Annotated in this window: 15 protein-coding genes; 8 read left to right on the forward strand and 7 right to left on the reverse strand. The window is 65.9% G+C overall.

The genetic code is table 11. The features are described from left to right. The first annotated feature begins 59 nt into the window (after positions 1–59). The gene (locus NMG10_RS21060; RefSeq protein ID WP_254465074.1) at positions 60–827 is read left to right on the forward strand and encodes an AraC family transcriptional regulator; all 768 of its coding nucleotides are present in this window, start codon (positions 60–62) and stop codon (positions 825–827) included. A gap of 178 nt (positions 828–1005) precedes the next feature. Beyond that, positions 1006–1893 carry a DMT family transporter gene (locus NMG10_RS21065; RefSeq protein WP_232857342.1) on the forward strand — a complete coding sequence of 296 codons (888 nt, stop codon included), beginning with the start codon at positions 1006–1008 and terminating at the stop codon, positions 1891–1893. Here the strand turns inward: NMG10_RS21065 and NMG10_RS21070 are convergent, their stop codons facing one another. Next, on the reverse strand, positions 1894–2175 hold the full coding sequence (locus NMG10_RS21070; protein ID WP_203651500.1) for a SelT/SelW/SelH family protein: 282 nt from the start codon (positions 2173–2175) through the stop codon (positions 1894–1896). A 66-nt stretch (positions 2176–2241) separates the two neighbouring features. Here NMG10_RS21070 and NMG10_RS21075 point away from each other — a divergent pair, with 66 nt between their 5' ends. After that, complete coding sequence (locus tag NMG10_RS21075; protein WP_232857332.1) at positions 2242–4428, forward strand: patatin-like phospholipase family protein; 2187 nt, start codon at positions 2242–2244, stop codon at positions 4426–4428. Between the two features lie 95 nt (positions 4429–4523). Here NMG10_RS21075 and NMG10_RS21080 read toward each other — a convergent pair whose 3' ends face one another. Together NMG10_RS21080 and recQ are read right to left on the reverse strand one after the other, a co-directional pair. Further along, complete coding sequence (locus NMG10_RS21080) at positions 4524–4961, reverse strand: MarR family transcriptional regulator (RefSeq protein ID WP_028691103.1); 438 nt, start codon at positions 4959–4961, stop codon at positions 4524–4526. A gap of 138 nt (positions 4962–5099) precedes the next feature. Next, positions 5100–7247, reverse strand: coding sequence for a DNA helicase RecQ (gene recQ, locus NMG10_RS21085; protein ID WP_203651498.1), 2148 nt, complete (start codon positions 7245–7247; stop codon positions 5100–5102). A 244-nt stretch (positions 7248–7491) separates the two neighbouring features. On the opposite strand from recQ, the gene NMG10_RS21090 reads away from it, so the two are divergent. Further along, positions 7492–8079: a UPF0149 family protein gene (locus NMG10_RS21090; protein ID WP_232857331.1), complete on the forward strand. Its 588-nt coding sequence runs from the start codon at positions 7492–7494 to the stop codon at positions 8077–8079. Between the two features lie 8 nt (positions 8080–8087). Beyond that, positions 8088–8453: a YbaN family protein gene (locus NMG10_RS21095; RefSeq protein WP_232857329.1), complete on the forward strand. Its 366-nt coding sequence runs from the start codon at positions 8088–8090 to the stop codon at positions 8451–8453. A gap of 162 nt (positions 8454–8615) precedes the next feature. Here NMG10_RS21095 and NMG10_RS21100 read toward each other — a convergent pair whose 3' ends face one another. Next, the gene (locus tag NMG10_RS21100; RefSeq protein ID WP_254465075.1) at positions 8616–14987 is read right to left on the reverse strand and encodes a retention module-containing protein; all 6372 of its coding nucleotides are present in this window, start codon (positions 14985–14987) and stop codon (positions 8616–8618) included. A gap of 488 nt (positions 14988–15475) precedes the next feature. Between NMG10_RS21100 and NMG10_RS21105 the strand changes: the two genes are divergently transcribed. From NMG10_RS21105 to NMG10_RS21115, 3 genes are all read left to right on the forward strand, one after another. Next, a complete protein-coding gene (locus tag NMG10_RS21105; RefSeq protein WP_186714529.1) occupies positions 15476–16849 on the forward strand; it encodes a TolC family outer membrane protein in 1374 nt (457 codons plus the stop codon). A 77-nt stretch (positions 16850–16926) separates the two neighbouring features. After that, positions 16927–19062, forward strand: a complete 2136-nt coding sequence (locus tag NMG10_RS21110; protein WP_232857340.1) for a type I secretion system permease/ATPase — start codon at positions 16927–16929, stop codon at positions 19060–19062. A 129-nt stretch (positions 19063–19191) separates the two neighbouring features. Further along, positions 19192–20547 (forward strand): HlyD family type I secretion periplasmic adaptor subunit, encoded by a 1356-nt coding sequence (locus NMG10_RS21115; RefSeq protein ID WP_203651489.1) that lies wholly within the window; start codon positions 19192–19194, stop codon positions 20545–20547. A gap of 280 nt (positions 20548–20827) precedes the next feature. Here the strand turns inward: NMG10_RS21115 and NMG10_RS21120 are convergent, their stop codons facing one another. The 3 genes from NMG10_RS21120 to NMG10_RS21130 form a co-directional block, all read right to left on the reverse strand. After that, positions 20828–21427 (reverse strand): tRNA-uridine aminocarboxypropyltransferase, encoded by a 600-nt coding sequence (locus NMG10_RS21120; RefSeq protein ID WP_254465076.1) that lies wholly within the window; start codon positions 21425–21427, stop codon positions 20828–20830. Between the two features lie 151 nt (positions 21428–21578). Continuing rightward, positions 21579–23144: a PAS domain-containing methyl-accepting chemotaxis protein gene (locus NMG10_RS21125; protein ID WP_232857325.1), complete on the reverse strand. Its 1566-nt coding sequence runs from the start codon at positions 23142–23144 to the stop codon at positions 21579–21581. A 140-nt stretch (positions 23145–23284) separates the two neighbouring features. Beyond that, positions 23285–24178, reverse strand: coding sequence for a LysR family transcriptional regulator (locus tag NMG10_RS21130; RefSeq protein ID WP_232857324.1), 894 nt, complete (start codon positions 24176–24178; stop codon positions 23285–23287). Positions 24179–24332: the final 154 nt, after the last annotated feature.

A 24332-nucleotide genomic window follows, 5' to 3' on the forward strand; every position in this document is an offset into this window, starting at 1 on the left:
TGACCATCCTGCGCGCGCCTGGAGGTGTACACTCTTCACCTGCTTCGTGAGGACTCACCATGACCGCCGCCCCCCTGCTTTCGCTGCGCCATTATCGCCACGACCTGATCGCCCACAGCCACGACCACCCGCAGCTGGTGTTCGGCCTGGGCGGGCGACTGGACTTCGAGGTGAATGGCCACGGCGGCCGGGTCGGTCGCCAGGACCTGATGGTGGTGCCTGCCGGTGCCCACCACACCTGCGGCAGCCCTGAGGGCAGCCACTGCCTGGTGCTGGACGTGCCGGGCGGGCACTGGCTCGGCGACCATCTGGGCGAGCACGCCGATAACAGCCGTCGTCTGCTCGACCGCCCCGGCCCCCTGGGCCTGAACAGCCGCCAGCAGCAGTTGGTCGACTGGCTGGCGGCCAGCCCGGTGGACGACCCGCTGATTGCCCGCCAGGGCGCGGTGCTGCTGCTGGCCAGCCTCAACCCGCAGGCCGGCGCTCCGCTACTGGCCAGCAGGCGCCTGCCCTATGCCGCCTTCGACCGGCATATCGAGCAGCACGCCGCCTATCCCTTGCAGGTCGCCGACCTGGCACGCCTGGCCGGGCTGTCCAGCGCGCGACTGCACGCGCGTTTTGCCAGCGAGTGCGGCATGACGCCGATGGACTACATCCGCCAGCGGCGGCTGTCGATGGTGCGACGATTGTTGCGTGAGACGCTGTTGCCGGTGGGAGAGGTCGCGGCGCGGGTGGGGTATGGCTCGCAGAGCGCCTTCAGCGCGGCGGTGATGCGGGCGTTCGGCTGTACGCCGCTGGCGTTGCGGCGCGAGTCTGGCGACAACTGACGCGAGATGCGCGACAGACACGGGCAGACCGGGCTCTTACACTGAGCGCCTAGATCTTCTCTCCCTGTGCTGGCCTCTTCGCGGGTAAACCCGCTCCCACAGGATTCGCACTGACCTGTGGGAGCGGGTTTACCCGCGAAGAGGCCGGCACAGGAACCAGCGAATGCAAAGGACCACCATGAACCACCGCACCGCCCTCGGCGCCCTGCACATCGGCGCGCTGTTCTTCGGCCTGACCGGCGTCTTCGGCAAGCTGGCCGCCAGCGCCAGCCCCTCGATCATCGTCTTCGGCCGCGCCCTGTTCGCGGTGCTGGCCCTGGCCCTGTTCGCCAGCCTGGCGCGCCAGGCCTGGCAACCGCTGCGCGGCCAGGACCTGCGCCGCCTGCTGCTGGGCGGCGCGCTGCTGGCCGGGCACTGGGTGAGCTTCTTCATTGCAGTCAAGGTCGGCGGCGTGGCCATCGCCACCCTCGGCTTCGCCAGCTTCCCGGCCTTCACCGTGATCCTCGAGGGCCTGCTGTTCCGCGAACGCATCCGCCGCAACGAAGCGCTGCTGGTGCTGCTGGTGAGCATCGGCCTGGTGCTGGTCACCCCGGCATTCGACCTGGCCAGCGAGGCCACCGGCGGGTTGCTTTGGGCGCTGCTCTCGGGCTTGCTGTTCTCGCTGCTGTCGCTGACCAACCGCGCCGGTTCCGGGCGCCTGCCCGCCGTGCAGGCGGCGCTGTGGCAGAACCTGGTGGTGAGCCTGTGCCTGCTGCCGTTCGCGGCCCCCGGCCTGGGCGCGGTGGCGCCGCTGGACTGGTTGTGGATCGCCCTGCTCGGCGTCTTCTGCACCGGCGTCGCCCACAGCCTGTTCGTCGCCAGCCTGGCGGTGATCAAGGCGCGCACCGCCGCGGTGGTGTTCGGCATGGAACCGGTCTACGGCATCGCCGTGGCCTGGGTGGTGTTCGCCGAACAGCCGACCCTGCGCATGCTCGCCGGTGGCGCCTTGATCATCTTCGCCATCGTGCTGTCCAGCCGCCTGGCCGCCGAGCAACCGGCCCGCCAGCCACAGCCCGAAAGCGCCTGATCAGCGATCGTTGTGGCCCAGGTCGCGCTGCGGATCGATCTGGTCGCGCACCCGCTGCTTGAGCACCTTGGCCTCGGGGAAGCCGCCGTCGGCCTTGCGCTCCCAGATCTGCACGCCGTCGCAGGTGATGCGGAACACCCCACCGGTGCCAGGCTCCAGCGCTACCTGGCCGATATCATCGGCGAAGGTGCTGAGCAGTTCCTGGGCCAGCCAGGCAGCGCGCAGCAGCCACTGGCACTGGGTGCAATAAGTGATGACGATTTGTGGCTTGCTGTCTGCCATGTAGGGAAACTCCGTAGGAAGGGCCGCTTATACTAGCGGTCTTTATCCTCTGGTTTGAGACTCACGATGCGCCGCCTGCTGTACTGCCTCCTGCTGATGCTCACCTCCTTCACCGTGCTGGCCGCCGAAGCGGCACGGCCAAAGATCGGCCTGGTGTTGTCGGGCGGCGCCGCCCGCGGCCTGGCCCATATCGGCGTGCTCAAGGCCCTGGAGGAACAGGGCGTGCGCATCGACGCCATCGCCGGCACCAGCATGGGCGCGGTGGTCGGCGGGTTGTACGCCTCGGGCTACAGCATCGCCGAACTGGAAAAACTGGCCACCACGCTGGACTGGCAACAGGCGCTGTCCGATGCGCCGCCGCGCAAGGATGTGCCGTTTCGGCGCAAGCAGGACGACCGCGACTTCCTGGTCAAGCAGAGGCTGAGCTTTCGCGACGACGGCAGCCTGGGCCTGCCGCTGGGGGTGATCCAGGGCCAGAACCTGGCCCTGCTGCTGGAAAGCAAGCTGGCCCACACCGCTGACATCCGCGACTTCGACAAGCTGCCGATTCCCTTCCGCGCCGTGGCCACCGACATCACCAGCGGCGAGAAGGTGATCTTCCGCCGCGGCCACCTGCCCCAGGTGATCCGCGCCAGCATGTCGATCCCGGCGGTGTTCGCCCCGGTGGAGCTGGACGGCCGGCTGCTGGTGGACGGCGGCATGACCGACAACATCCCGGTGGACGTGGTGCGCGAGATGGGCGTGGACCTGGCCATTGTCGTCGACATCGGCACCCCGCTGCGCAACCGCAAGCAGCTGGCCACCGTGGTGGATGTGCTCAACCAGTCGATCACCCTGATGACCCGGCGCAACTCCGAGGAGCAACTGGCCAGCCTGCGTCGCGAGGACATCCTCGTCCAGCCGCCGCTCTCGGCCTTCGGCGTCACCGATTTCGGCCGTGCCCAGGACATGATCGACGCCGGCTACCGCGCCACCCGCGCCCTCGACCCGCGCCTGGCGGCGCTGCGCCAGCCCGAGGGCGACAGCAACCTGGCGGTGGCGCGCTCGCCGAAACAGCGCACGCCGATCATCACCGCCATCCGCGTGGAGAACGACTCCAAGGTCAGCGACGACGTGATTCGCTACTACATTCGCCAGCCTGTCGGCGAACCGCTGGATCTCGGCCGCCTGCAGACCGACATGGGCACCCTCTATGGGCTGGACTACTTCGACCAGGTGCAGTACCGCGTGGCGCACAAGGGCGACGAGCATACCCTGGTGATCAACGCCCGTGGTCGGCGTGGCGGCACCGACTACCTGCGCCTGGGCCTGAACCTGTCGGACGACCTGCGCGGCGACAGCGCTTTCAACCTCGGCGCCAGCTACCGGGTCAACGGCATCAACCGGCTTGGCGGCGAATGGCTGACCCGCGCGCAGATCGGCGACGAGCAGGAACTGTACAGCGAGTTCTACCAGCCGCTGGACGTGGGCTCGCGCTACTTCATCGCGCCCTACCTGGCGCTGGGCTCGCAGAACGTCGAGGCGACCCTGGACAACGACCCGGTGGCCGAGTACCGCCTGGAGCGCTATGGCTTCGGGCTCAACGTCGGCCGGCAGATCGGCACCTATGGCGAAGTGCGCCTGGGCGTGGGCAAGGCCTGGGGCAACGCCGAGGTGCGCATCGGCGACCAGGACCTGCCCAAGGTCAGCTTCAACGAGGGGTTCTACGAGCTCAAGTATTCCTTCGATACCTTCGACAACGTCTACTTCCCCCACAGTGGCGAGGATATCGGCCTGACCGTGCGCAAGTACGACAAGTCACTGGACTCGGACCAGAACTACCGGCAGTGGCTGTTCAACCTGGACAAGGCCTTCAGCAGCGGGCCGAACACCCTGGTGCTGGGTGGCAGGTATGGACGAACGCTGGATGACGCCGAGGTAGTCACTTCGAGCTTCGTGTTCGGTGGCGCCCGGCAGCTGTCAGGTTTCCGCCAGGATTCGATCTCCGGGCAGAACATGAGCCTGCTGCGCATGGTCTACTACCGTCGCCTGACGCCTCGGGCCTACCTGCCCCTGGACTTCCCGCTGTACCTGGGCGGCTCGCTGGAGCGCGGCCGGGCATGGAACAATGACAATGAGTTCGACAGTGGCTATATCAATGCGGCGAGCATCTTCCTGGGGCTGGAAACGCCGCTGGGGCCGTTGAACCTGAGCTATGGGGCCAACGATGCCCATGAGAAGGCGGTGTACCTGAACCTGGGGCATACCTTCTAGAAATGATCGCGGGGCAAGCCCGCTCCCACAAGTCATGCAGCCAATTGTGGGATCAGACTCGTGGGAGCGGGCTTGCCCCGCGATTGATGAAGGGTTCAGGACTTCTCGAGATTATCGAGAATCTTCGCATGCACGCGCATGCACACTTCCATGTCGGCCTCGTCTATGCCGGTGAACAGCTCGAGGCGCAGGGCATTGGCGATGGTCTCGATCTGGTCGATCAGCGGCTTGGCCGGCGGGCACAGCAGGATCTTCTTGGCCCGGCGATCTTCCATCACCGCCTGGCGGCGCACCAGCCCCTGGCTCTCGAGGCTGTCGAGCAGGCGCGCCAGGGTCGGGCCCTCGACGCCCACGCTCTGGGCCAGCTCACGCTGGGTCGGCGCCTCGTCGAACCTGGCCAGGTGCAACAGCACCAGCCAACGGGCTTGCGACAGGTTGAGCCCGGCCAGGCGGCGGTCCAGTTCGGCACGCCAGCCCCGGGACATCTGGGCCAGCTGCATGCCGAAGCGGTGTTGGTTGTCGGTCAGGGGCATAAGCAACTCAATGAATAGAACTAATTATTAGCCAGCTAATCATGGCCCGGCCAATCAGGCAAGGTTCGATGCCGCGGAAATGGCTGATAATCATGTAAGGGTATGACAAAGGTCAGCAATTGGCGCAAATGCCGGCGATCACAGGCCGAACTCCAGCGCCAGCGCCGCCCGTACGCAATGCAGGACGCCTTCCGGCACCCGCTGGCCGAACAGCGGCGCCACGCCGGACACCGGCGGCAACTCGCCCTCGCCGTCGAGGAAGGCGTCCTGCACTTCCATCATCAGCTCTTCCGGCAGGTCCAGCGCCTGCTCCAGGCTCAGTTCCTGGCGGCCAATGGCCTCGGCCAGCAGGCTGTAGACGTTCTTCTCGGTGCAGTTCAGCTGCCCGGCGATCTGCGCCGGGGTCATGCCGGCGCGGGCCAGGCTGACCAGTTCGTGACGCAGGTCGAGCACCACCTTCGGCGCCTCCTCGGTGCCACCGGCGCCGTTGAGCACTTCGAGGAAGGCCTGGCCGTAGCGCTCCAGCTTGCGCGCACCGACGCCGCTGACCTGGGCCATGTCGCTGAGGCTGGTGGGCATGCTGCGCAGCATCTCCAGCAAGGTGGAGTCGGGGAAGATGACATAGGGCGGCACGCTGTGCTCCTCGGCCAGCTTGCGCCGCAGGGTGCGCAGCGCCTCCCACAGCTCGCGCTCCTCGGCCCGCACCAGCTGGCTGGCCGGGCTACCGCCACCGCTGGAGGAGGACTTGGCCACGGTCTGCGGCTTGAGGTCGCGGCGCAGCTGCAGGTTCACCTCGCCACGCAGCAACGGCCGGCAACTGTCGGACAGCCGCAGGCCGCCGTAGCCTTCCAGGTCGATGTCCACCAGGCCGCGCGCCACCAACTGGCGGAACAGCGAGCGCCACTCGGCTTCGGCCAGCGACTTGCCGACGCCGAACACCGACAGCTTCTCGTGGCCGAAATTGCGCACCTTCTCGGTGTCCTTGCCCAACAGCACGTCGACCAGGTGGCCGACGCCGTAGCGCTGGCCGGTGCGGAACACCGCCGACAGTGCCTGACGGGCAGGTTCGGTGGCGTCCCAGGTCTGCACCTGGTCGACGCAGTTGTCGCAATGCCCGCACGGCTGTTCGAGCACTTCGTCGAAGTAGGCCAGCAGCGACTGGCGGCGGCAGCGGGTCTCCTCGCACAGGGCCAGCATGGCGTCGAGCTTGTGCTGCTCGATGCGCTTGTGGCGCTCGTCGCCCTCGGAGTTCTGCAGCATCTGCTTGAGCATCACCATGTCCTGCAGGCCGTAGGCCATCCAGGCATCAGACGGCAGGCCGTCACGGCCGGCGCGGCCGGTCTCCTGGTAATAGGCCTCGAGCGACTTGGGCAGGTCGAGGTGGGCGACGAAGCGCACGTTGGGCTTGTCGATGCCCATGCCGAAGGCGATGGTGGCGACCATGATCAGCCCTTCCTCGTTGAGGAAGCGGTGCTGGTTGGCGGCGCGGGTCTCGGCGGCCAGGCCTGCGTGATACGGCAACGCCGGGAAGCCCTGCTCGCAAAGGAAGGCAGCGGTCTCGTCGACCTTCTTGCGCGACAGGCAATAGACGATGCCGGCGTTGCCGCGACGCTCGCCGAGGAACGCCATCAGCTGCTTGCGCGGCGACTCCTTGGGCACGATGCGGTAGAAGATGTTCGGCCGGTCGAAGCTCGAGAGGAAACGCTCGGCGCCCTGCAGGTGCAGGCGCTGGACGATCTCCTCGCGGGTACGCATGTCGGCGGTGGCGGTCAGGGCGATACGCGGCACATGCGGGAACAGCTCGGCGAGCTGGCCCAGTTGCAGGTACTCGGGGCGGAAGTCGTGGCCCCATTGCGACACGCAGTGGGCCTCGTCGATGGCGAACAGGGAAACGTCGAGGCCGCGCAGGAAGTCCAGCATGCGCGGCTGCACCAGGCGCTCGGGGGCCAGGTAGAGCATCTTCACCTCGCCGCGGCGCAGGCGCCCGGCCAGGTCGCGCTGCTGCTCGGCGCTGAGCGTGGAGTTCAGCGCCGCGGCGGCCACGCCCAGCTCGTCGAGGGTGGCGACCTGGTCGTCCATCAACGCGATCAGCGGCGACACCACCACGGTCAGGCCCGGGCGCAGCAGACCAGGCACCTGGAAGCACAGGGACTTGCCGCCACCGGTTGGCATCAGCACCAGGGCGTCGCCTCCGCCAGCCACACATTCGATGATCGCTGCCTGGCGCCCGCGGAAACTGTCGTAACCGAAGACATCCTTGAGGACGCGCTGAGCCTGTTCGAGCATTTGCCACTCCAAAATCGCCGTACCATCCTGGACTCAGGCTGGACGATAAATCCGCCGTGCACACATCGAATGCGTAAGCGGTTTTTGCCAGATGACGGGAAAACGCCACCGGAGCACGAAAAACTGCGGAGTATACCCGACTGCCCCACCCCCGGCATGCCCCGCAGACAGACGTTCCCTTTGCCCCGCAGCCGCCGCAAGGTGCTAGAATTCACTATCGTTTATTCCCCAAGGTAGCCCTGTAATGTCCTTCGCCGAGCAACTGACCCGCCTGCAAGCCTTCCTCGACGCCGATGAGCTGCACGAAGAAGCGCTGGACTACGTCGCCGCACACGGCTACCTGACCGCGCTGTCGATCTGCTCGGAGCAAGTTCCAGACCGCGAATGGATCGACGCGCTGTTCGCCGAGGAGCCCCACTACGCCAGCGAAGCACAGCGCGAAGAGATCGAGGCCACCCTGATCGGGCTCAAGGGCCACATCGCTCGCCAGTTGGCCAGCGACGAGGAATTCGACCTGCCCTGCGAGCTGGACCTGACCGAAGAGCCGGACGATTCCGACCTGCGCGGCTGGTGCATCGGCTTCATGGAAGGCGTGTTCCTGCGTGAAGAGGCCTGGTTCGAGAACGCCGAGGAAGAAGTCAGCGAAATGCTGCTGCCGATCATGGTCGGCTCGGGCCTGTTCGACGAGCAGCCGGAGTTCGAAGACATCGCCAAGGATGCCAACCTGCAGGACGACATGATCGTGCAGATTCCCGAGGCGCTGAGCGCGCTGTTCCTGCTGCTGCACGCCCCCGAAGAGAAGCCTGCCCTGCTCAAGCCGCGCCACCACTGATCAACGTGGTGCGCTACCTGCTGCTGGCCGCCGGCTGGCTCAGTGTCGCGCTCGGGGTGGCGGGGATCTTCCTGCCGGTGCTGCCCACCACTCCGTTCCTGCTGCTGGCGGCGGCCTGCTTCGCCCGCAGCTCGCCGCGCTTTCACCATTGGCTGGTGAATCATCCGAAACTCGGGCCATGGATCCGCGACTACCTCAGCGGCGAGGGGATTCCGCTGCGGGGCAAGGTCTATGCGATCGGCCTGATGTGGGCCAGCATCGGCCTGTCCTGCTACCTGGTGCCGTTGTTCTGGGCACGGGTGTTCATGCTGACCAGCGCGGTGCTGGTCAGTCTCTACATCCTCAAGCAGAAGACCTTGCAGCGACCGGATTGAGCCAGATGGCCAAGCGCCCCCCACCGTGTAGGAGCGGCCTTGTGCCGCGAAAGGGGCGCGCAGCGGCCCCTGCAATTTTTGCATCAATGCTGAAATCCTGGGGCCGCTGCGCGCCCCTTTCGCGGCACAAGGCCGCTCCTACAGGGGAATGCAAGCCTCGGCTTACACCGTATCCACCTTCAACGAATGGTCATTGAGCATGCCGGTGATGATGGTCGCGGTGTCATGCCCCGCCGCAATCAACCCGCCCGCCCCGGCCGCGACCCCGTAGTGCTGCGCCAGGTCCACCCCGGCCAGGTCGATGGTCTGGGTCGGTGCCGCGCCGGCGACGCTGCTGACTTCGATGGTCGACACCACATTGCCGCCGCTGCCACTGACCTTGAAGTGCAGATAGTCGTCCAGCGACGCACTGGTGGCGTTCTCGCCCTGCAGCAATTGCGACAGGTCCAGCCGATCGCTGCCCGGGGTGAAGTCGGTCACGGTGTCGTGGCCGGTGTCGCCCTTCTGCCAGACGAAGGTGTCGTTGCCGCTGCCACCGGTGAGGGTGTCATCGCCGCGCCCACCGATCAGGATGTCATTGCCTGCACCGCCCCTGAGCACATCGTTGCCCGCGCCGCCGTTGAGCAGGTTGTCGCCGTCGTTGCCGGTCAGGGTGTCGTTGTAGTCCGAGCCGACCAGGTTCTCGATGCCGGTGAGGGTGTCCAGCCCCGCGCCGACGGTATTCTGCTGGCCGACATGGCCGAGGTCGACGGTCACGCCACTGCTTGCCCTGGCATAGCTGGCGGTGTCGTTGCCGGCGCCACCGTCGAGCAGGTCATTGCCCGGACCGCCAATCAGCAAGTCGTTGCCGTCGCCACCGTACAGACTGTTGTTGCCTGCGCCGGCCACCAGTACATCGTTGCCGGCACCACCGTGCAGGAGGGTGTCGCCCGCTCCGGCCAGCAGTACATCGTCCCCTGAAGTACCGGTGAGGGTATTGCCGGCCTGGTAGGTGATGTCCACCGCCCCGTTCGCCGTGCCGCCATGGTTGTCGCTGACGGTGTAGCTGCCGTGGTAGTCGTCGTTGCTGGCGTTGCTGTAGTCCACCACCAGGCTCAGCTTGTAGTTCTCGGCGGCCTTGCTGTTGCCCGAGGCGTTCTCGGTATTGATCACATGGATGCTGTACACCCCGTCATGGGTGGCCGTGAAGCTGCCGCCATCGGCGATGGTCTGGTAGCTGCCGCTGGCATCCTTCCACTCCATCAGCAGGTTGCCGGCGGGCCGGTCATGGTCGAGGGTCAGGGTCTCGCCCTTGCGCAGGGTGACCGTCAGGGTGTCCTCGTCGTTGGCATTGCCGGTGCTGATCGAGCCCAGGTAACCGGCCACCACCAGGGCGGCGGTCATGCTGCCGTTGAGGCTGGTGAACTCGCTGCGGGCCAGCTCGCGCAGCTGGTTCTCGGCCTTGTTGGCGGTGGCGTTGAAGGTAATGGTCTGTGCCTGCGTGCCCGCCGTGAAGCCCGCGCCCTTGTCGGCGAAGTTGGTATTGAAGGTGGTCGGCGCGGCGCTCAGGGTGTCGTGATCCGGATCGCTGTCATTGGCCAGCAAGGCCTCTGCCGGCACGCTCAGGGTGGCGCCCTTGATGTTGGTGATGATGTGGTCGGCGCCGGCGACCGGCGCGCCGTTGCTGTTGATGTTCACCGTCAGGCTGGCGCTGCGGGTATCGCCGTCGTTGTCGCTGGCGGTGAAGCCGAACTTCTCCGCCTGGCCGCTGCCGTTGTCCTTCGGCGGCGTGTAGGTGAACTCGCCGCTGTCCATGTTCACCACCAGGGTGCCGCCCAGGCCGGTCTTGATGTTCAGGCTGTTGCTCACGGTGTCGAACGAAGCCTTGTCCGCCCCGCCACTGACCGTATAGCCGCCCTGCCCGCCATTGGCCTTCGGATCGTAGGTGTAGGTGGTGCCGTCCACCAGCAGCGCCTTGATGAAGCCGCCGTCGGCCCCGAAGTCGCCGCCACTCATCAGGCTGCCGGTGATCGGCGCGCCCTGCACCGTGCCGGAGAGCACCGCACTCAGCTGGCTGAGGTCGGTGACCACCACCGAGTTGGTGTCGGTATGACTGCTGCCGTCGTAGGCCAGCGGGTTGAGGTTGCCCTCGTTGACGCCGCTGCCCATGCCGATGGCGTAGGACTTGATGCCGTTGTTGTCGAGGAAGGTTTCCCAGGCGGTCTCGCGCGGCGCCGTCATCGCGTGGCCGTTGGTGGGTTCGCCGTCGGAGAAGAAGTAGCTGATGTTCTGCGCCCCCACCAGCTTGCCGGTGGTGGCGAAGGCTTCCTGGGCCTTGGTGGCCGCCGAGTCGTAGTAGGTCGAGCCGCCGGGATTGAGCCCGGCGATCAGGCTCTTGGCCTCGCTGATCGAGACCCACACCGGTGTCTTGATCTCGGCGCCGGTGCCGAAGGTGACGATCTGCACCTTGATGTCGCCCATCTCATCGTACTTGTCGAGCAAGGCATTGATGGCCTGCTTGGCCAGTTCAAGGCGGGTCAGCCCCGGCACGCCGGAGCTTGCGGCCATGCTGCTGGAAACGTCCACCACCAGCAGGATGTTGGAGTCCACCTGGCCGGGCGTGATGCTGCGCACCGCGCACTGCACCGTCGGCACATCGTCGACGATGTTGATGGCGATGGTGCTGGTGACGCTGTTGCCCAGGGCGTCTGTGGCCTTGTAGGTGAAGTACTCGTTGACGGTGTTGGCCCCATCGTTGGCGCCACCCGGGGTCTTCGGCGCCGAGGTCAGGGTGTAGGTATAGGAGCCGTCGGCGTTGAGCTGGATCTGTCCGTACTGGCCCACGGCGTTGCCGACCAGGCTGTAGGTCAGTGCACCGACGCCGCCATGCACCGAGCCGACCAGGCTGCCGGAGGCGGTCTCGCCGGTGGAGCCAGGATCGCTGCCGGTCACGTTGCCGGCGGCCAGGTCGTTGCCATCCTTGTGCAGGTCCAGGGCCTTTTCGTAGACGGTGACGTCGTTGTCCTCGCACGCCACCAGCTTGCTGTCCTGGACATTGATGCGGATGGTCGTGGTGCTTTCGTCGCCATCGGCGTCGCGAATGGTGTAGACGAAGCTGTCGGTCGCCCCGGCGGGCGGCACGCTGTCGGGGTTGGCGTGGTAGGTGGCGTTGCCCTGGCTGTCCAGGGTCAGGTAGCCGTACTGGCCAATGATCGTGTCGCCCACATGGCCAATGGCAGAAGTCGAGGTATCGGAACCTGCGCGCACGCCCACCACGTACTGTCCGTCGGCACGCACATCGGCGCCGACCACATCGTTGTCCAGCACGTTGCCGCTGACACTGGCGCCCTCCTTGACCGAGGCCAAGTCGCAATGGGCCTTGGGCACGTCGTCGACGATGCTGACCACAATGGTGCTGGTGGTGGTGTTGCCGAGCGAATCCTTCACCTGGTAGGTGAAGCTCTCGGTGACCACATTCGGGCCATCGTTGGCGTGGTTGGGCGAGTTCGGCGCCGAAGTCAGGGTGTAGGTATAGGTGCCATCGCTGTTCAGCTGGATCTGGCCATACTGCCCGGCGGCATTGCCGACCAGGGTGAAGGTCAGGGCACCGATGCCGCCACTGACCGAACCGGCCAGCGAGCCGCTGGTGGTTTCCGTGGTGGCGTGCGGATCGCTGCCGGTGACGGTGCCTGCGGCCAGGTCGTTGCCGTCCTTGGTCAGGTCAAGGGCTTTCTCGTAGACCTTGGCCGTGTCGTCGGGGCAGGCGACCAGCGAGATATCGTGCACGTCGATGGTGATGGTGGTGGTGCTCTCGTCGCCATCGGCGTCGCGGATGGTGTAGACGAAGACGTCCGTGGCACCGGCCGGCGCCACGCTGTCGGGATTGGCGTGGTAGGTGGCGTTGCCCTGGGCGTCGAGGGTCAGGTAGCCATATTGCCCAACCACATTGCTGCCCAGCTGGCCGATGGCCGAGGTCGAGGTGTCGCTGCCTGCGCGCACGCCGACCACATACTTGCCATCGGCCGGCACGTCCGCGCCGATCACGTCGTTGACCAGCACGTTGCCGCTGACGGTGCCGCCTTCATAGACATTGGCGAAATCGCTGTGAGCCTTGGGCACGTCGTCGACGATGCTGATCACGATGGTGCTGGTGGTCGAGTTGCCGAGCGAGTCCTTCACCTGGTAGGTGAAGGTTTCCGTCAGCACGTTCGGCCCGTCGTTGACGTGATTCGGCGAATTCGGCGCCGAGGTCAGGGTGTAGGTGTAGGAGCCATCGGCGTTCAGCTGGATCTGGCCGTACTGGCCGGTGGCATTGCCGACCAGGGTGAAGGTCAGCGCCCCGGTTCCGCCACTGATGGAGCTGACCAGCGAGCCGCTGGCCGTCTCGGCGGTCGAACCTGGCTGGCTGCCGACCACGTTCCCCGCAGCCAGGTCGTTGCCATCCTTGGTCAGGTCGAGCGCTTTCTCGTAGACCGTGACCTCGCTGTCGGCGCCGGCGATCAGCGAGCAATCACGTACGTCGATGGTGATGGTGGTGGTGCTTTCGTCGCCGTCACTGTCTCGCACGGTGTAGACGAACACGTCTGTGGCCCCGGCAGGTGCCACGGCGTTGGGATTGGCGTGATAGGTGGCGTTGCCCTGGGCGTCCAGGGTCAGGTAGCCGTACTGGCCCTGGACCTGAGTGCCCAACTGGCCGCTGGCCGAGGTCGAGGTATCGGAGCCGGCCCGCACGCCGACCACGTACTTGCCATCGGCGCGCACGTCGGCGCCTGAGGTGTCGTTGTCGAGCACGTTGCCGCTGACCGTGCCGCCTTCGACGACACTGGCCGAATCGGGATTGGCCTTGGGCAGGTCATCAACGATGTTCACATCCAGCGAGCCGCTGGCCGTGCTGCCGTCGGTGTCCGTGGCCGTGACGGTGAAGTGCTCGGACAGGCTGTTGGCGCCGTCGCCGTTGGCGTGGCTCTCATTGTCCAGCAAGGTGTAGCTATAGCTGATCACGCCCGTGGCCGGGTTGTAGCCAGTGATGGTCAGGGTATTGCCCAGCTCCGTGGTGATCGACTGCGGGAAGCTTGCCGCCACGCCACCGCTGACCACGCTGATACCGCCGACGCTCAAGGATTGCAGGCCATCCGGTGCACTGACCGTGAACGTGCCGCTCTGGGTCAGGGCGCCCGGGTTCGGCGCGCTGCCGTCGGCCAGGTTTTTCTCGTAGACCGTCAGCTCGCCACCGTTCACGTCCAGACCGCCCAGGGTCACCGGGTCGTCGAGGTTGCTGACGTTCAGGGTCAGGGTCGCGGTGCTGGAGTCGCCGTCGGCGTCCTTCAGGGTGTAGGTGAAGGTCTCCACCCCATTGCCACCGCCTTGCAGGTTCTTGAAGTCGGGGTCGTTGGTGTTGAGGGTGTAGGTGTAGGAGCCGTCCGCCGCCAGGACCAGGGTGCCGTAGGTGCCGACGAAGGTACCGGCTACCACCGGGCCGCTGGGGATGCGGTCTGCCCCCTGGATGTCGTTGCCCAGCACATTGCCGCTGAGTTCCACATGCTGCTCGGTGGCGGCGGTGGCATTGGTGTCGTTCACCGCCCGTGGCACATCGTCACGGATGATCACGTCGAGCGTACCACTGGCCACGTCGCCATCCGTGTCGCTGACCAGCACCGGGAACTGCTCGCCCAGGGTATTGCTGCCCGCACCGTCCGGGTGATGCTCGGCGCCGGTCAGGGTGTAGCTGTAGCTCACCACACCCGTGGCCGGGTTGTAGCCGGTGATGGTCAACACATTGCCGAGCCCGGTGACGATGGACTGCCCGACGCCGGTGACCACGCCCGCCGTGACCACATTGATGCCGCCGACACTGAGGTTGAACACGCCGTCGGCGGCCACCACCGTGAAACTGCCGGACTGGGTCAGGGCCGCCGGATTGCTGGCCGAGCCCTGGGGCAGGTTGGCCTCGTCCAGGGTCAATTCGGCGGGGCTGATATCCAGGCCATTGAGGCTGACCGGATTGTCGATCACAGGTGCACTGGCTGGCAGCGGCCCGTCATCGTTGCCGTCAAGACCGCCGAGTTCGAGATTGGCCAGCAGTGGGAAACCATTGAATCCTGCAGTGGGGAAGCCGATGGTGGGATCCACCCGGGCGGCCACCTCGGTCAGAATCACGAAACTGTGACCCCCGCCGAGCGCCCCCGACACGCCTGACGGGTTGCCGCCCGCCGCCGTCGCTTCGGCTTCCTGCGTGGGGTCGGCGCCAGCGGCAATGGCTTTTTGCAGTTGCTCGACATCACTGAGCTGGGCGTCGCTGGGCTGCGCGTCCGGCGCGTGCACGTGGGGCGCGCGATTGGCCAGCAGGTCGGTGGTCATCTCCAGGCTGCTACCGCGGCCCAGGGTCAGCTGCGCACCATTTTGCAGCCGCACCGCCACGGCGCCCTCGTTGCCGGTCTCGAGCTGTTCGCCGACGAACAACCGGTCGCCTTCCACCAACAGGCGGCGATGACCATCGTCGCCCACCGCGAATACCTGGCCGATCACCTTGCCGACTACACCGACTAATTTAGCCATGAGCGTACGCCTCCCCTGCCGATGGGCTTTTCGCAGATCAAGGCGTGCCGGGTAATGTGCGCAACGTTCCGAGTGCCATGGCTGGTGGATCGTTGCTGTCACGTTCGTGAGAAACCACGCTCCTTGTGACGACTGCCACGATAGCGAAGTGGGCGAATGGCCATTATCGAGTGCCATTTTTCTGTCGCCAAATTCCGCTTTCGCCTTCCTCCCCTGTCTCCTTAGCTGCAAAAAATCTGGAACTTTCACCAAGGCCCGAAAATCGCCTGTCCCAGCCAATTCCCGTAACCGCCTGAATGAAACAATGTCGTGGATTCCTTAGACCGCATAAGTTTTTTTTCGCATATATCTTATGAAAAAATCTTCTTAGCTCGCCCGATAAATGTTCTTAGCTCTGTTGTTACAAACCTGAAACGGTTTGATTCTAATTTTTCGTCATTTTTTTGGCGATTAGCAGGACATTATTCAAGACCAGGGAGATGTACCCCATGCGCGCTTTAACCCCCATCACCAGTGCGATTTTGTTGGCCATGGCGTGTGCCAACAGTCAGGCGATGTCGATCACCGAGGCTGTCCAGAACGCCGTGGACCAGCATCCCGAGATCAGCGCCAGCCGCAACAGCAGGCTGTCGGCCGACGAGGATGTGAAGTTCGCCCGCGGGGGGTACTACCCAACCGTCGATCTGGTCGCAGGCTACGGCCGGCAACGCTCGGACAACACCAACACTCGCGGCTTCAACCCCGACGGCACGCGTAACCACAACAAGGAAACCCTCAACTACACCCAGTCCGAACTGCGCCTGCGGCAGATGCTGTTCGATGGCTTCAACACCTCCAACGAGGTCGCCCGCACCGAAGCGGTGGCCACCTCGCGCGCCTACTACACCCAGGCCACCGCCGAGAGCATCGCCCTGCGTGCCATCGAGGTCTACCTCGAGGTACTCAAGCGCCGCGAACTGGTGACCCTGGCCAAGAACAACCTGCAGGCCCACCTGCGAGTCAACGACCAGATCGGCCTGCGCAGCGAACGTGGCGTGGGCAGCACCGCCGACCTCGACCAGTCCCGCGCCCGTCGCGCCCTGGCCGAGAACAACCTGGACACCGCCGAGGTCGATCTGGCCGACGCCGAGGCCAACTTCTACAGCGTAGTCGGGCGCATGCCGGACGAGCTGGAAACACCGGTCACGATCAAGGGCGAAGTACCGGGTGACCTGCTCAATGCCCGCCAGGGCATGCTGGAGAACAACCCTTACCTCAAGTCGGCGCAGGCTGACGTGCGCTCCGCCGAGCAGCAATACGAAGTGGCCAAGTCGCCCTTCTACCCGCGCCTGGACGCGGTGCTGGCCACCGGTGCCAACAACAACATCGGCGGTCAGAAGGGCCACGACAACAACGACTGGCAGGCCGGCGTCGAGCTCAGCTACAACCTGTTCCGCGGCGGCAGCGACAAGGCCCGCCTGCAGTCCGACGCGCACAAGATCAACCAGGCGATGGACATCCGCAACAACGCCCTGCGCGAGCTGAACGAAAACCTCAGCCTGGCCTGGAACGCGATGAACAACGCCCGCAAGCAAACCCCGAGCGCCCGCGAGTACGCCGAAACCACCCAGCGCGTGCGCGCCGCCTACCAGGACCAGTTCGGCCTGGGCCAGCGTACCCTGCTCGACGTGCTCGACAGCGAGAACGAGCTGTACAACGCCAACCGGCGCTATACCGAAGTGCGCTACACCGAAGAGTTCTCCATGTACCGGGTCCTGGCGACCATGGGTGAGTTGCTGAGCAAGCAGCACATCTCGCTGCCGCCCGAGGCCATCGCCAAGACCGAAGTGCGCAACGAGGCGAAACTGCCCGACATGCGTTAGGTTCTGACGAGACAAGGGACTTTTCGCCAGCGCCCATTTCCCGTCCACCGCGGCAGGAGTAGGCCATCGTGACCAGTATGCAAAGCGCGCAACCGCGCCTGGATGTTGATGATCCGTTGCTCGATGGCCTGCTGATCCTGTGCAAGCTGCACGGCTGCCCTGCCAGCCGCGCCAGCCTGGGCAGCGGCCTGCCGCTGGCCGAGCAGCGCCTGCCCCTGGCCCTGCTGCCCCGCGCCGCGGCGCGTGCGGGGTTGCAGGCGCGGGTCCTGCAGCGTGAGCTGGACGCCATCTCGCCACTCAACCTGCCGGTTCTGCTGATCCTCAATGACGGCCGCAGCGCCGTGCTACAACGCTGGGGGGACAATGGCCGGGCCCTGTTGCTGCCGTGCGAAGCCGAAGGCGGCGAGCAGTGGGTGGAACGCGAAGTCCTGGCCGAGGCCTACAGCGGCCAGGTCCTGTTCGCCCGTCCTCGCCATACCCTGGAGGACGTGCGTGCCCCGCTGATCCCACGGGTCAATGCCTGGTTCCGCGACACCCTGCGGCATTCCCGCTGGCTGTATGGCGATGCCCTGCTGGCCAGCCTGCTGATCAACCTGCTGGGGTTGATGGTGCCGCTGTTCGTCATGCAGACCTACGACCGCGTGGTGCCCAACCAGGCGCTGTCCACTCTGTGGGTGCTGGTGGCCGGGCTGTTCATCGGCACCGCCTTCGAGCTGGTGCTGCGCATGGTCCGCGCCCACCTGCTGGACCAGGCCGGCAAGAAGACCGACCTGATTCTCTCGGCCACCCTGTTCGAACGCATCACCGGCATGAGCATGAAGGCCCGGCCCGCCACCATCGGCGGCTTCGCCCAGAGCATCCATGACTTCCAGGGACTGCGCGAATTTCTCACCGCGGTCACCCTGACCAGCATCATCGACCTGCCGTTCGTGGCGCTGATGCTGCTGGTGATCGGCCTGCTCGGCGGCTGGCTGGTGGTGATCCCGCTGATCGCCTTTCCGCTGGCGGTGGGCCTGGCGCTGTTCATCCAGGTACGCCTGCGTGACACGGTGCAGAAGAGCCTTAGCCTCGGCGCGGTGCGCCAGGCGTTGCTGATCGAGACCCTCGGCGGCCTGGAGACCCTCAAGGCCTGCGGCGCCGAAAGCGAGCGTCAATACCAGTGGGAACACACCAACGGCGCCATCGCCCGCCTCGACGCCCATGCCCGCAACCTGTCCTCGCTGGCCAGCAACGGCACGCTGTTCATCCAGCAGTTCTGCGGCATGGCCACCATCGTCGCCGGGGTGTACAGCATCATCGCCGGCAACCTCAGCGTCGGCGCGCTGGTGGCCAGCTACATGCTCGGCAGCCGGGTCCTCGCGCCGCTGGGCCAGATTGCCGGGCTGATCACCCGCTACCAGCAGGCGCAGCTGACCATGCGCAGCACCGATGCGCTGATGAGCCTGCCCCAGGAACGCGAAGCCGAGCACCAGGCCCTGGAGCACACCGCGCTGCTGGGTGGCATCAGCATCAACCACGCCACCTTCCGCTATGCCGGGCAAGCGGCCCCGGCACTCAACGATGTGAGTGCCACGCTCAAGCCAGGCGAGCGCATCGGCATCATCGGCCGCAGCGGCTCGGGCAAGAGCACCCTCGCCCGCCTGCTGATGGGCTTTCATCACCCTGACGAAGGCCAGGTGTTGCTGGACAACCTCGACCTGCGCCAACTGGACATCGCCGACCTGCGCAGCCAGGTTGGCTACGTGGCCCACGACCTGCCCCTGCTGGCCGGCAGCCTGCGCGACAACCTCACCCTCGGCGCCCGTCATGTCAGCGATGCGCGCATGCTCGAAGTGGCCGAGCTGACCGGGGTCAGCGAACTGGCCCGCCAGCACCCGCAAGGCTTCGACCGCCCGGTGGGCGAACGCGGCCAGCTGTTGTCCGGTGGCCAGCGCCAGGCCGTGCTGCTGGCCCGGGCGCTGCTGCTGGAACCGCCGATCCTGATCCTCGACGAACCCACCAGCCACATGGACAACAGCAGCGAGGAGCAACTGCGCCAGCGCCTGCTGAACTGGGTGCCGGGCAAGACCCTGCTGCTGGTCACCCACCGCACCTCGATGCTCAGCCTGGTGGATCGGCTGCTGGTGCTGGACAACGGCAAGATCGTCGCCGACGGGCCGAAGGACGCGGTCATCGACGCGCTGCGCAAGGGTCGTATCGGCGCGGCGCTGTGACACGACCACCACCCCTGTAGGAGCGGGCTTGTCCCGCGATCAAGGCAACGCGGTGCCTGGCACGGGCTATGCCCGTGATCGCGGGACAAGCCCGCTCCTACAGGGGGCCAGTTTTCTAGGAGGTAATGTATGCCCTTCAGCCACAGCGTGCGCAGCTACCTCCAGGGCGCCGACAAGCGCGCCGAACGCGACTACATGCCGGAGCTGGCCGGCGCCACCTTGCAGGAGTCGCCCAGCCTGTCACGCCTGACCGTGTGGCTGGCGGCGATCCTGCTGCTGGTGGCCCTGGTCTGGGCCAACTTCGCGGTGCTCGACGAGGTCACCGTCGGCGAGGGCAAGGCCATTCCGTCGAGCAAGGTGCAGGTGGTGCAGAACCTCGAGGGCGGCATCGTCACCGAGATCTTCGTGCGTGAAGGGCAAATGGTCGACAAGGGCGCGACCCTGCTGCGCCTGGACGACACCCGCTTCAAGTCGAACAAGGGCGAGAGTGAAGCCGACCGTTACGCGCTCACCGCCCAGGTCGAGCGCCTGTCGGCCGAGTCCGAGGGCAGGCCCTTCGTGTTGTCGAACGAAGTCCGCGCCAAGGCACCACAGGTGGCCGAGGACGAAGCCGCGCTGTATGACTCGCGCCAGCGCCGTCTGGCCAGCGAGAAACAGACCCTCAACGAACAACTGCGGCAGAAGACCCAGGAGCTGGCCGAGTTCCGCTCCAAGGTCGATCAATACCGCTCGGCCGTGGGCCTGCTGCAACAGGAACTGGACATGTCCTCGCCACTGGTGAGCAAGGGCGCCATCTCCCCCGTGGAAATCCTGCGCCTCAAGCAGCGCAGCGTCGAGGCGCGCGGCCAGCTCAATGCCACCAACCTGGCGATCCCCCGCGCCGAGGCGGCGATCGCCGAAATCCGCAGCAAGATCCAGGAATCCGACGCCAGCTTCCGCTCCGACGCCGCCAAGGAGCTCAACGACAAGCGCACGGAGCTGTCGAAGATCACCGCCACCAGCATCGCCATCGACGACCGGGTCAACCGCACCACCGTGGTGTCGCCGGTGCGCGGCATCGTCAAGCTGCTCAAGGTCAACACCATCGGCGGCGTGGTCCAGCCCGGCAGCGACCTGGTGGAGATCGTGCCGATCGAGGACAACCTGCTGATCGAGGCCAAGGTAAGGCCCCAGGACGTGGCGTTCCTGCACCCGGGACAGACGGCGATGGTCAAGTTCAGCGCCTACGACTACACCATCTACGGCGGGCTCAAGGCCAAGCTGGAGCTGATCGGCGCGGACACCGTCACCGACGACAAGGGCAATGCGTTCTACCTGATCCAGGTGCGCACCGACAAGAACCACCTGGGTGGGGACAACAAACCGCTGCTGATCATTCCGGGGATGGTGGCCACGGTGGATATCATCACCGGGCAGAAGAGCGTGCTGGACTATCTGTTGAAGCCGGTGCTGAAGGCGCGGACGGAGGCGTTGCGCGAGCGGTGATCGCCAGCATGGCAGTGCAATCGCGGGGCAAGCCCGCTCCCACTGATCATTAGCCCGTCGCATGGTGGGCTTGTTACGCGATCAGGCTCACCCCTTGAAAGGGCCGCTCCAATTCAAGATTGCCGGGGTCGCTTTGCAACCCTTTCGCGGCACAAGGCCGCTCCTACAGGAGAACGCGTGCCCAGTAGGAGCGGCCTTGTGCCGCGAAAGGGCTGCAAAGCAGCCCCGGCAACTCCAGGCCGGGCGCCTACTATCACACCTTGAAGGGGCGGGCTCCGATTCAAACCTGCCCATGATTGCGTTGATATGTCTGCGCTCCCATGGCCTCGATCTGCCCTTCGATCAGCGCCTCGAACGGGCGCAGTAACTCATCGAACACTGCCGGAGCCTCCAGCACATTCAACGCCTGCACCACCGCCTCGAGCGTCGACAGGGCACCCGGTTCCGGTGCCTTGCGCAACCGATAGCGCGAGGGCTGGACATGGCCGAGCGTCACCCGTGGCAGCCTCTCCAGCAGCGGGTTCAGGTACAGCATCTTGCGCGCCTTGCGCCAGGTGCCATCCGGCACGATCAGCATCAGCGGCAGCTCGGTACCTTGACCATAGCCTTGCAGGACCTCGGCCTCGTCACCGGGGAACAGCAGCGCCGGTCGGTAGCCTGGCGTTGCCAGCAGCGCGTCCAGGTCTTCGAACACCTCGCCGATCCGCAACTCGGCGTTGACCAGCCCAAGGGCCACCAGGCGTGCGGTGTTCAGGGCGTGGGCGGTCTCGCTGGGGTGCTGCAGCACGACCACGCGGGTGCGGCTGTCCAGGTGCGGGATCAGTGGGCAAAGGCAATGGGCGAGCGGGCGCTGGCAACGCTCGCAGCGGGGTCTGGGCATGGGGGGCTCCTTGGGGCGGGTAGTTTGCCACAGGGTTGCCATCCCCGGGGGCTGCGAGGCGTTCGTGGGAGCGGGCTTGCCCCGCGACAAAGCCAGCACTGCAATCGCGGGGCAAGCCCGCTCCCACGCCCCGCTGTTACCCGCTACAGCTTCAGCGGTTGAACCGCTCCGCCAGGCTGTGCAGGTACTCCGCCATGCGCTCCAGGTCCTGGCTGATCTCGGCCCCCTGCCTGGCCTGTCCCGCGCTCTCGTCGCACAGATGGGCGATGCGCACGATCTGCTGGTTGATGTCCTCGGCGACATGGCTCTGCTGCTCGGACGCCGTGGCCATCTGCTGACTCATGCCGGTGATGCGGCTGACCGCCTGGGCGATCCCCGACAACGCCGCCTGCACCGCCTCGACGCTGTGCACGCTGTCGCTGGAGATCTGCTGGCCGCGACTGGCGCTGGCCACCGCGCGGTCGGCACCGGAGCGCAGGGTGGAGATGATGTGGTGGATCTCCTCGGTCGAGGCGCGGGTGCGCTGCGCCAGCGAACGCACTTCGTCCGCCACCACGGCGAAGCCTCTGCCCTGCTCGCCGGCCCGCGCCGCCTCGATGGCGGCATTGAGCGCCAGCAGGTTGGTCTGCTCGGCGATCGAGGTGATCACATCCACCACACTGCCGATCGACTGGGTTTGCTCGGCCAGGGCATTGACCGCCTGGCCGATGTCGCTCACCGCCTCGCTCATGCTGCCCATCGCGCGCAGGCTCTGCTGCGCCAGGTCGCTGCCCTGCTGGGCCAGCTGGTCGGCGTCGCTGGCGGCGTGGGCGGTGCTCTGCACGTTGTGGGTGACCTGCTGGATGGTCGCCGCCATCTGCGCGATGGCGGTGGCCGACTGGTCGGTCTCGCTGCGCTGGCGGTCGAGCATCTGCGCCTGGGCATCGGACAGGTCGGCGGACTGCGCGGCTCGCGACTTGACCCCGACACCGGCATCCACCAAGCGGGTCAGCGCGGTCTGCAGGCGCGCCTCTTCGCTGATGATCGCCAGGTCGAGCTGGCCCTGCAACCCGGGGTTGTCGCTGTAGGTCAGCGCCACCAACGGGCTGGTGAACGCCTTGGGGTGCTCCTGCAGGGTGCGCCGGATCGACTGGTTCTGCCGGTGCTCGACCACGTACCAGGCCGCCAGCAGGCTGGCCATCAGCACACCCAGTGCCGCATAGGGGGGCAGCAACAGATAGGCGGCGGCCGACAGCAATCCCGCACCGATCAACGGCCAGCCATGGCCGACTCCATAACCGAGTCGCGCCGCCAGCGGTACCGGCGAGCGCCCTGCCCGCAAGCGGGCGTACAAGTTCTCGGCCCGGCGGATCTGCTCCCGGGTCGGTACCGAGCGCACCGACTCGTAGCCGCTGATGCGGCCGTTCTCGTACACCGCCGTGACGTAGGCGCTGACCCAGTAGAAGTCGCCGTTCTTGGCGCGGTTCTTGACCACGCCCATCCAGGGTTTGCCTTGCTTGATGGTGTCCCACATATGCCCGAAGACCGCTGGCGGCATGTCGGGATGCCGCACCAGGTTATGGGGCTGGCCGACCAGTTCGTCGTAGGTGAAACCGCTGATGGCCACGAATGCGTCGTTGCAATAGGTGATGCGGCTGTTCAGGTCGGTGGTGGAGATCAGCCGCTGGTCTTGGGGAAAGGTTCTTTCATGCTCGGTGACGGGCAAATTCATGCGCATCGTTGGCGATCCCTTGCTTATCCAGATGAGTGGGAAAATCATCAAAGCAAGTAGATATTTAGCAGAAGGCCATCACGTCAGCGGTCAAGTTTTGTAGGAAATTCACTCGACCTGACGGAATGTGCTGAACACGGCCCAGCTCAGCCCACGTTGAGCTGGCTCTTGAGCAGGTCGCGGAACGTCTGGATCAAGGGTTCCCGGCTCCGACCACGGCGGATGATCAGGGAAAACGGCGCCTGGTAGCCGAAGGTCGCCGGCGACAACACGCGCAGATCACCCTTGTCGACCCAGGCCTGGGCATAGTGCTCGGGCAGGTAACCGATGTAGGCGCCGGAGAGAATCAGAATCAGCTGCGCCTCCATGCTTTCCACGGTGGCGGCGCTGTGCTTGAAACCATGCCGGGCCAGCTCCGCCTGGCTCCAGTAGCCACGCCCGACCATGCGCTGCTGGGTAATCACCGGCTCCGGGATCCGTCGCTCGCCGAACAGCGCATGGCGGTTGCTGCAATACAGCCAGTGCTGCTCGCGGTACAGCGGCTGGTAGACCAGGCCGCTCATGCGCGACGAGAACGCGCCGATGGCCAGGTCCAGGCGGTTGTCCTGCACGCCCAGTTGCAGTTCGTACGGGCTGGACACCGACAGGTGCAGGTGCACCGCCGGGTGTTCCTGACTGTAGGCACCGATGGCCTCGGCCAGCGGCAAGGCGCGGTCGCCTACGGTGGAGTCGATCACCCCCAGGTTGAGGGTGCCGCGCAACTCGCCCTTGAGTGCCGCCGCATACTGCTCGAAGCCATCCAGCTCCCCCAGCAGGCGCAAGGTCTCCTGGTGGAACAGCTCGCCCTTGCTGGTCAGGCTGAAACCGCCACGGCCTCGGTGGCAGAGCACGATGCCCAGGGCGCTTTCCAGCTGGCTCATGTAGGTGCTGATGGCCGAGGTCGACAGGTTGAGGTCGCGCTGGGCGTTGGCGAAGCCCTGGTGACGCACCACGCTGGCGAAGATGCGCAGCAGTTTCAGGTCGGGCAGCGATGAGGCCATGGGGCAACGGGTCCGTGGGCTGGAAATGGCCAGAGTCTAACCCGGCCGCACACCGATAGTTCAGAAATTCCTGAAGTAAGTTTTTGTCGGTAGCGATTCTTCCCGGGCACTACCTTGCGCAGACTGCGGCGAAATGTCCCTGCCCGCCGGCACA

It is taken from the genome of Pseudomonas sp. DVZ6, from assembly GCF_024259445.1.
GTDB lineage: Bacteria > Pseudomonadota > Gammaproteobacteria > Pseudomonadales > Pseudomonadaceae > Aquipseudomonas > Aquipseudomonas peradeniyensis.

Excerpts from the sequence above, each read along its gene's own strand:
- NMG10_RS21060 (WP_254465074.1), top strand. The coding sequence starts at position 60 with ATGACCGCCGCCCCCCTGCTTTCGCTGCGCCATTATCGCCACGACCTG.
- NMG10_RS21090 (WP_232857331.1), top strand. The coding sequence starts at position 7,492 with ATGTCCTTCGCCGAGCAACTGACCCGCCTGCAAGCCTTCCTCGACGCC.
- recQ (WP_203651498.1), bottom strand. The coding sequence starts at position 7,247 with ATGCTCGAACAGGCTCAGCGCGTCCTCAAGGATGTCTTCGGTTACGAC.
- NMG10_RS21115 (WP_203651489.1), top strand. The coding sequence starts at position 19,192 with ATGCCCTTCAGCCACAGCGTGCGCAGCTACCTCCAGGGCGCCGACAAG.
- NMG10_RS21065 (WP_232857342.1), top strand. The coding sequence starts at position 1,006 with ATGAACCACCGCACCGCCCTCGGCGCCCTGCACATCGGCGCGCTGTTC.
- NMG10_RS21075 (WP_232857332.1), top strand. The coding sequence starts at position 2,242 with ATGCGCCGCCTGCTGTACTGCCTCCTGCTGATGCTCACCTCCTTCACC.
- NMG10_RS21130 (WP_232857324.1), bottom strand. The coding sequence starts at position 24,178 with ATGGCCTCATCGCTGCCCGACCTGAAACTGCTGCGCATCTTCGCCAGC.
- NMG10_RS21100 (WP_254465075.1), bottom strand. The coding sequence starts at position 14,987 with ATGGCTAAATTAGTCGGTGTAGTCGGCAAGGTGATCGGCCAGGTATTC.
- NMG10_RS21105 (WP_186714529.1), top strand. The coding sequence starts at position 15,476 with ATGCGCGCTTTAACCCCCATCACCAGTGCGATTTTGTTGGCCATGGCG.
- NMG10_RS21070 (WP_203651500.1), bottom strand. The coding sequence starts at position 2,175 with ATGGCAGACAGCAAGCCACAAATCGTCATCACTTATTGCACCCAGTGC.
- NMG10_RS21125 (WP_232857325.1), bottom strand. The coding sequence starts at position 23,144 with ATGCGCATGAATTTGCCCGTCACCGAGCATGAAAGAACCTTTCCCCAA.
- NMG10_RS21110 (WP_232857340.1), top strand. The coding sequence starts at position 16,927 with ATGCAAAGCGCGCAACCGCGCCTGGATGTTGATGATCCGTTGCTCGAT.
- NMG10_RS21120 (WP_254465076.1), bottom strand. The coding sequence starts at position 21,427 with ATGCCCAGACCCCGCTGCGAGCGTTGCCAGCGCCCGCTCGCCCATTGC.
- NMG10_RS21080 (WP_028691103.1), bottom strand. The coding sequence starts at position 4,961 with ATGCCCCTGACCGACAACCAACACCGCTTCGGCATGCAGCTGGCCCAG.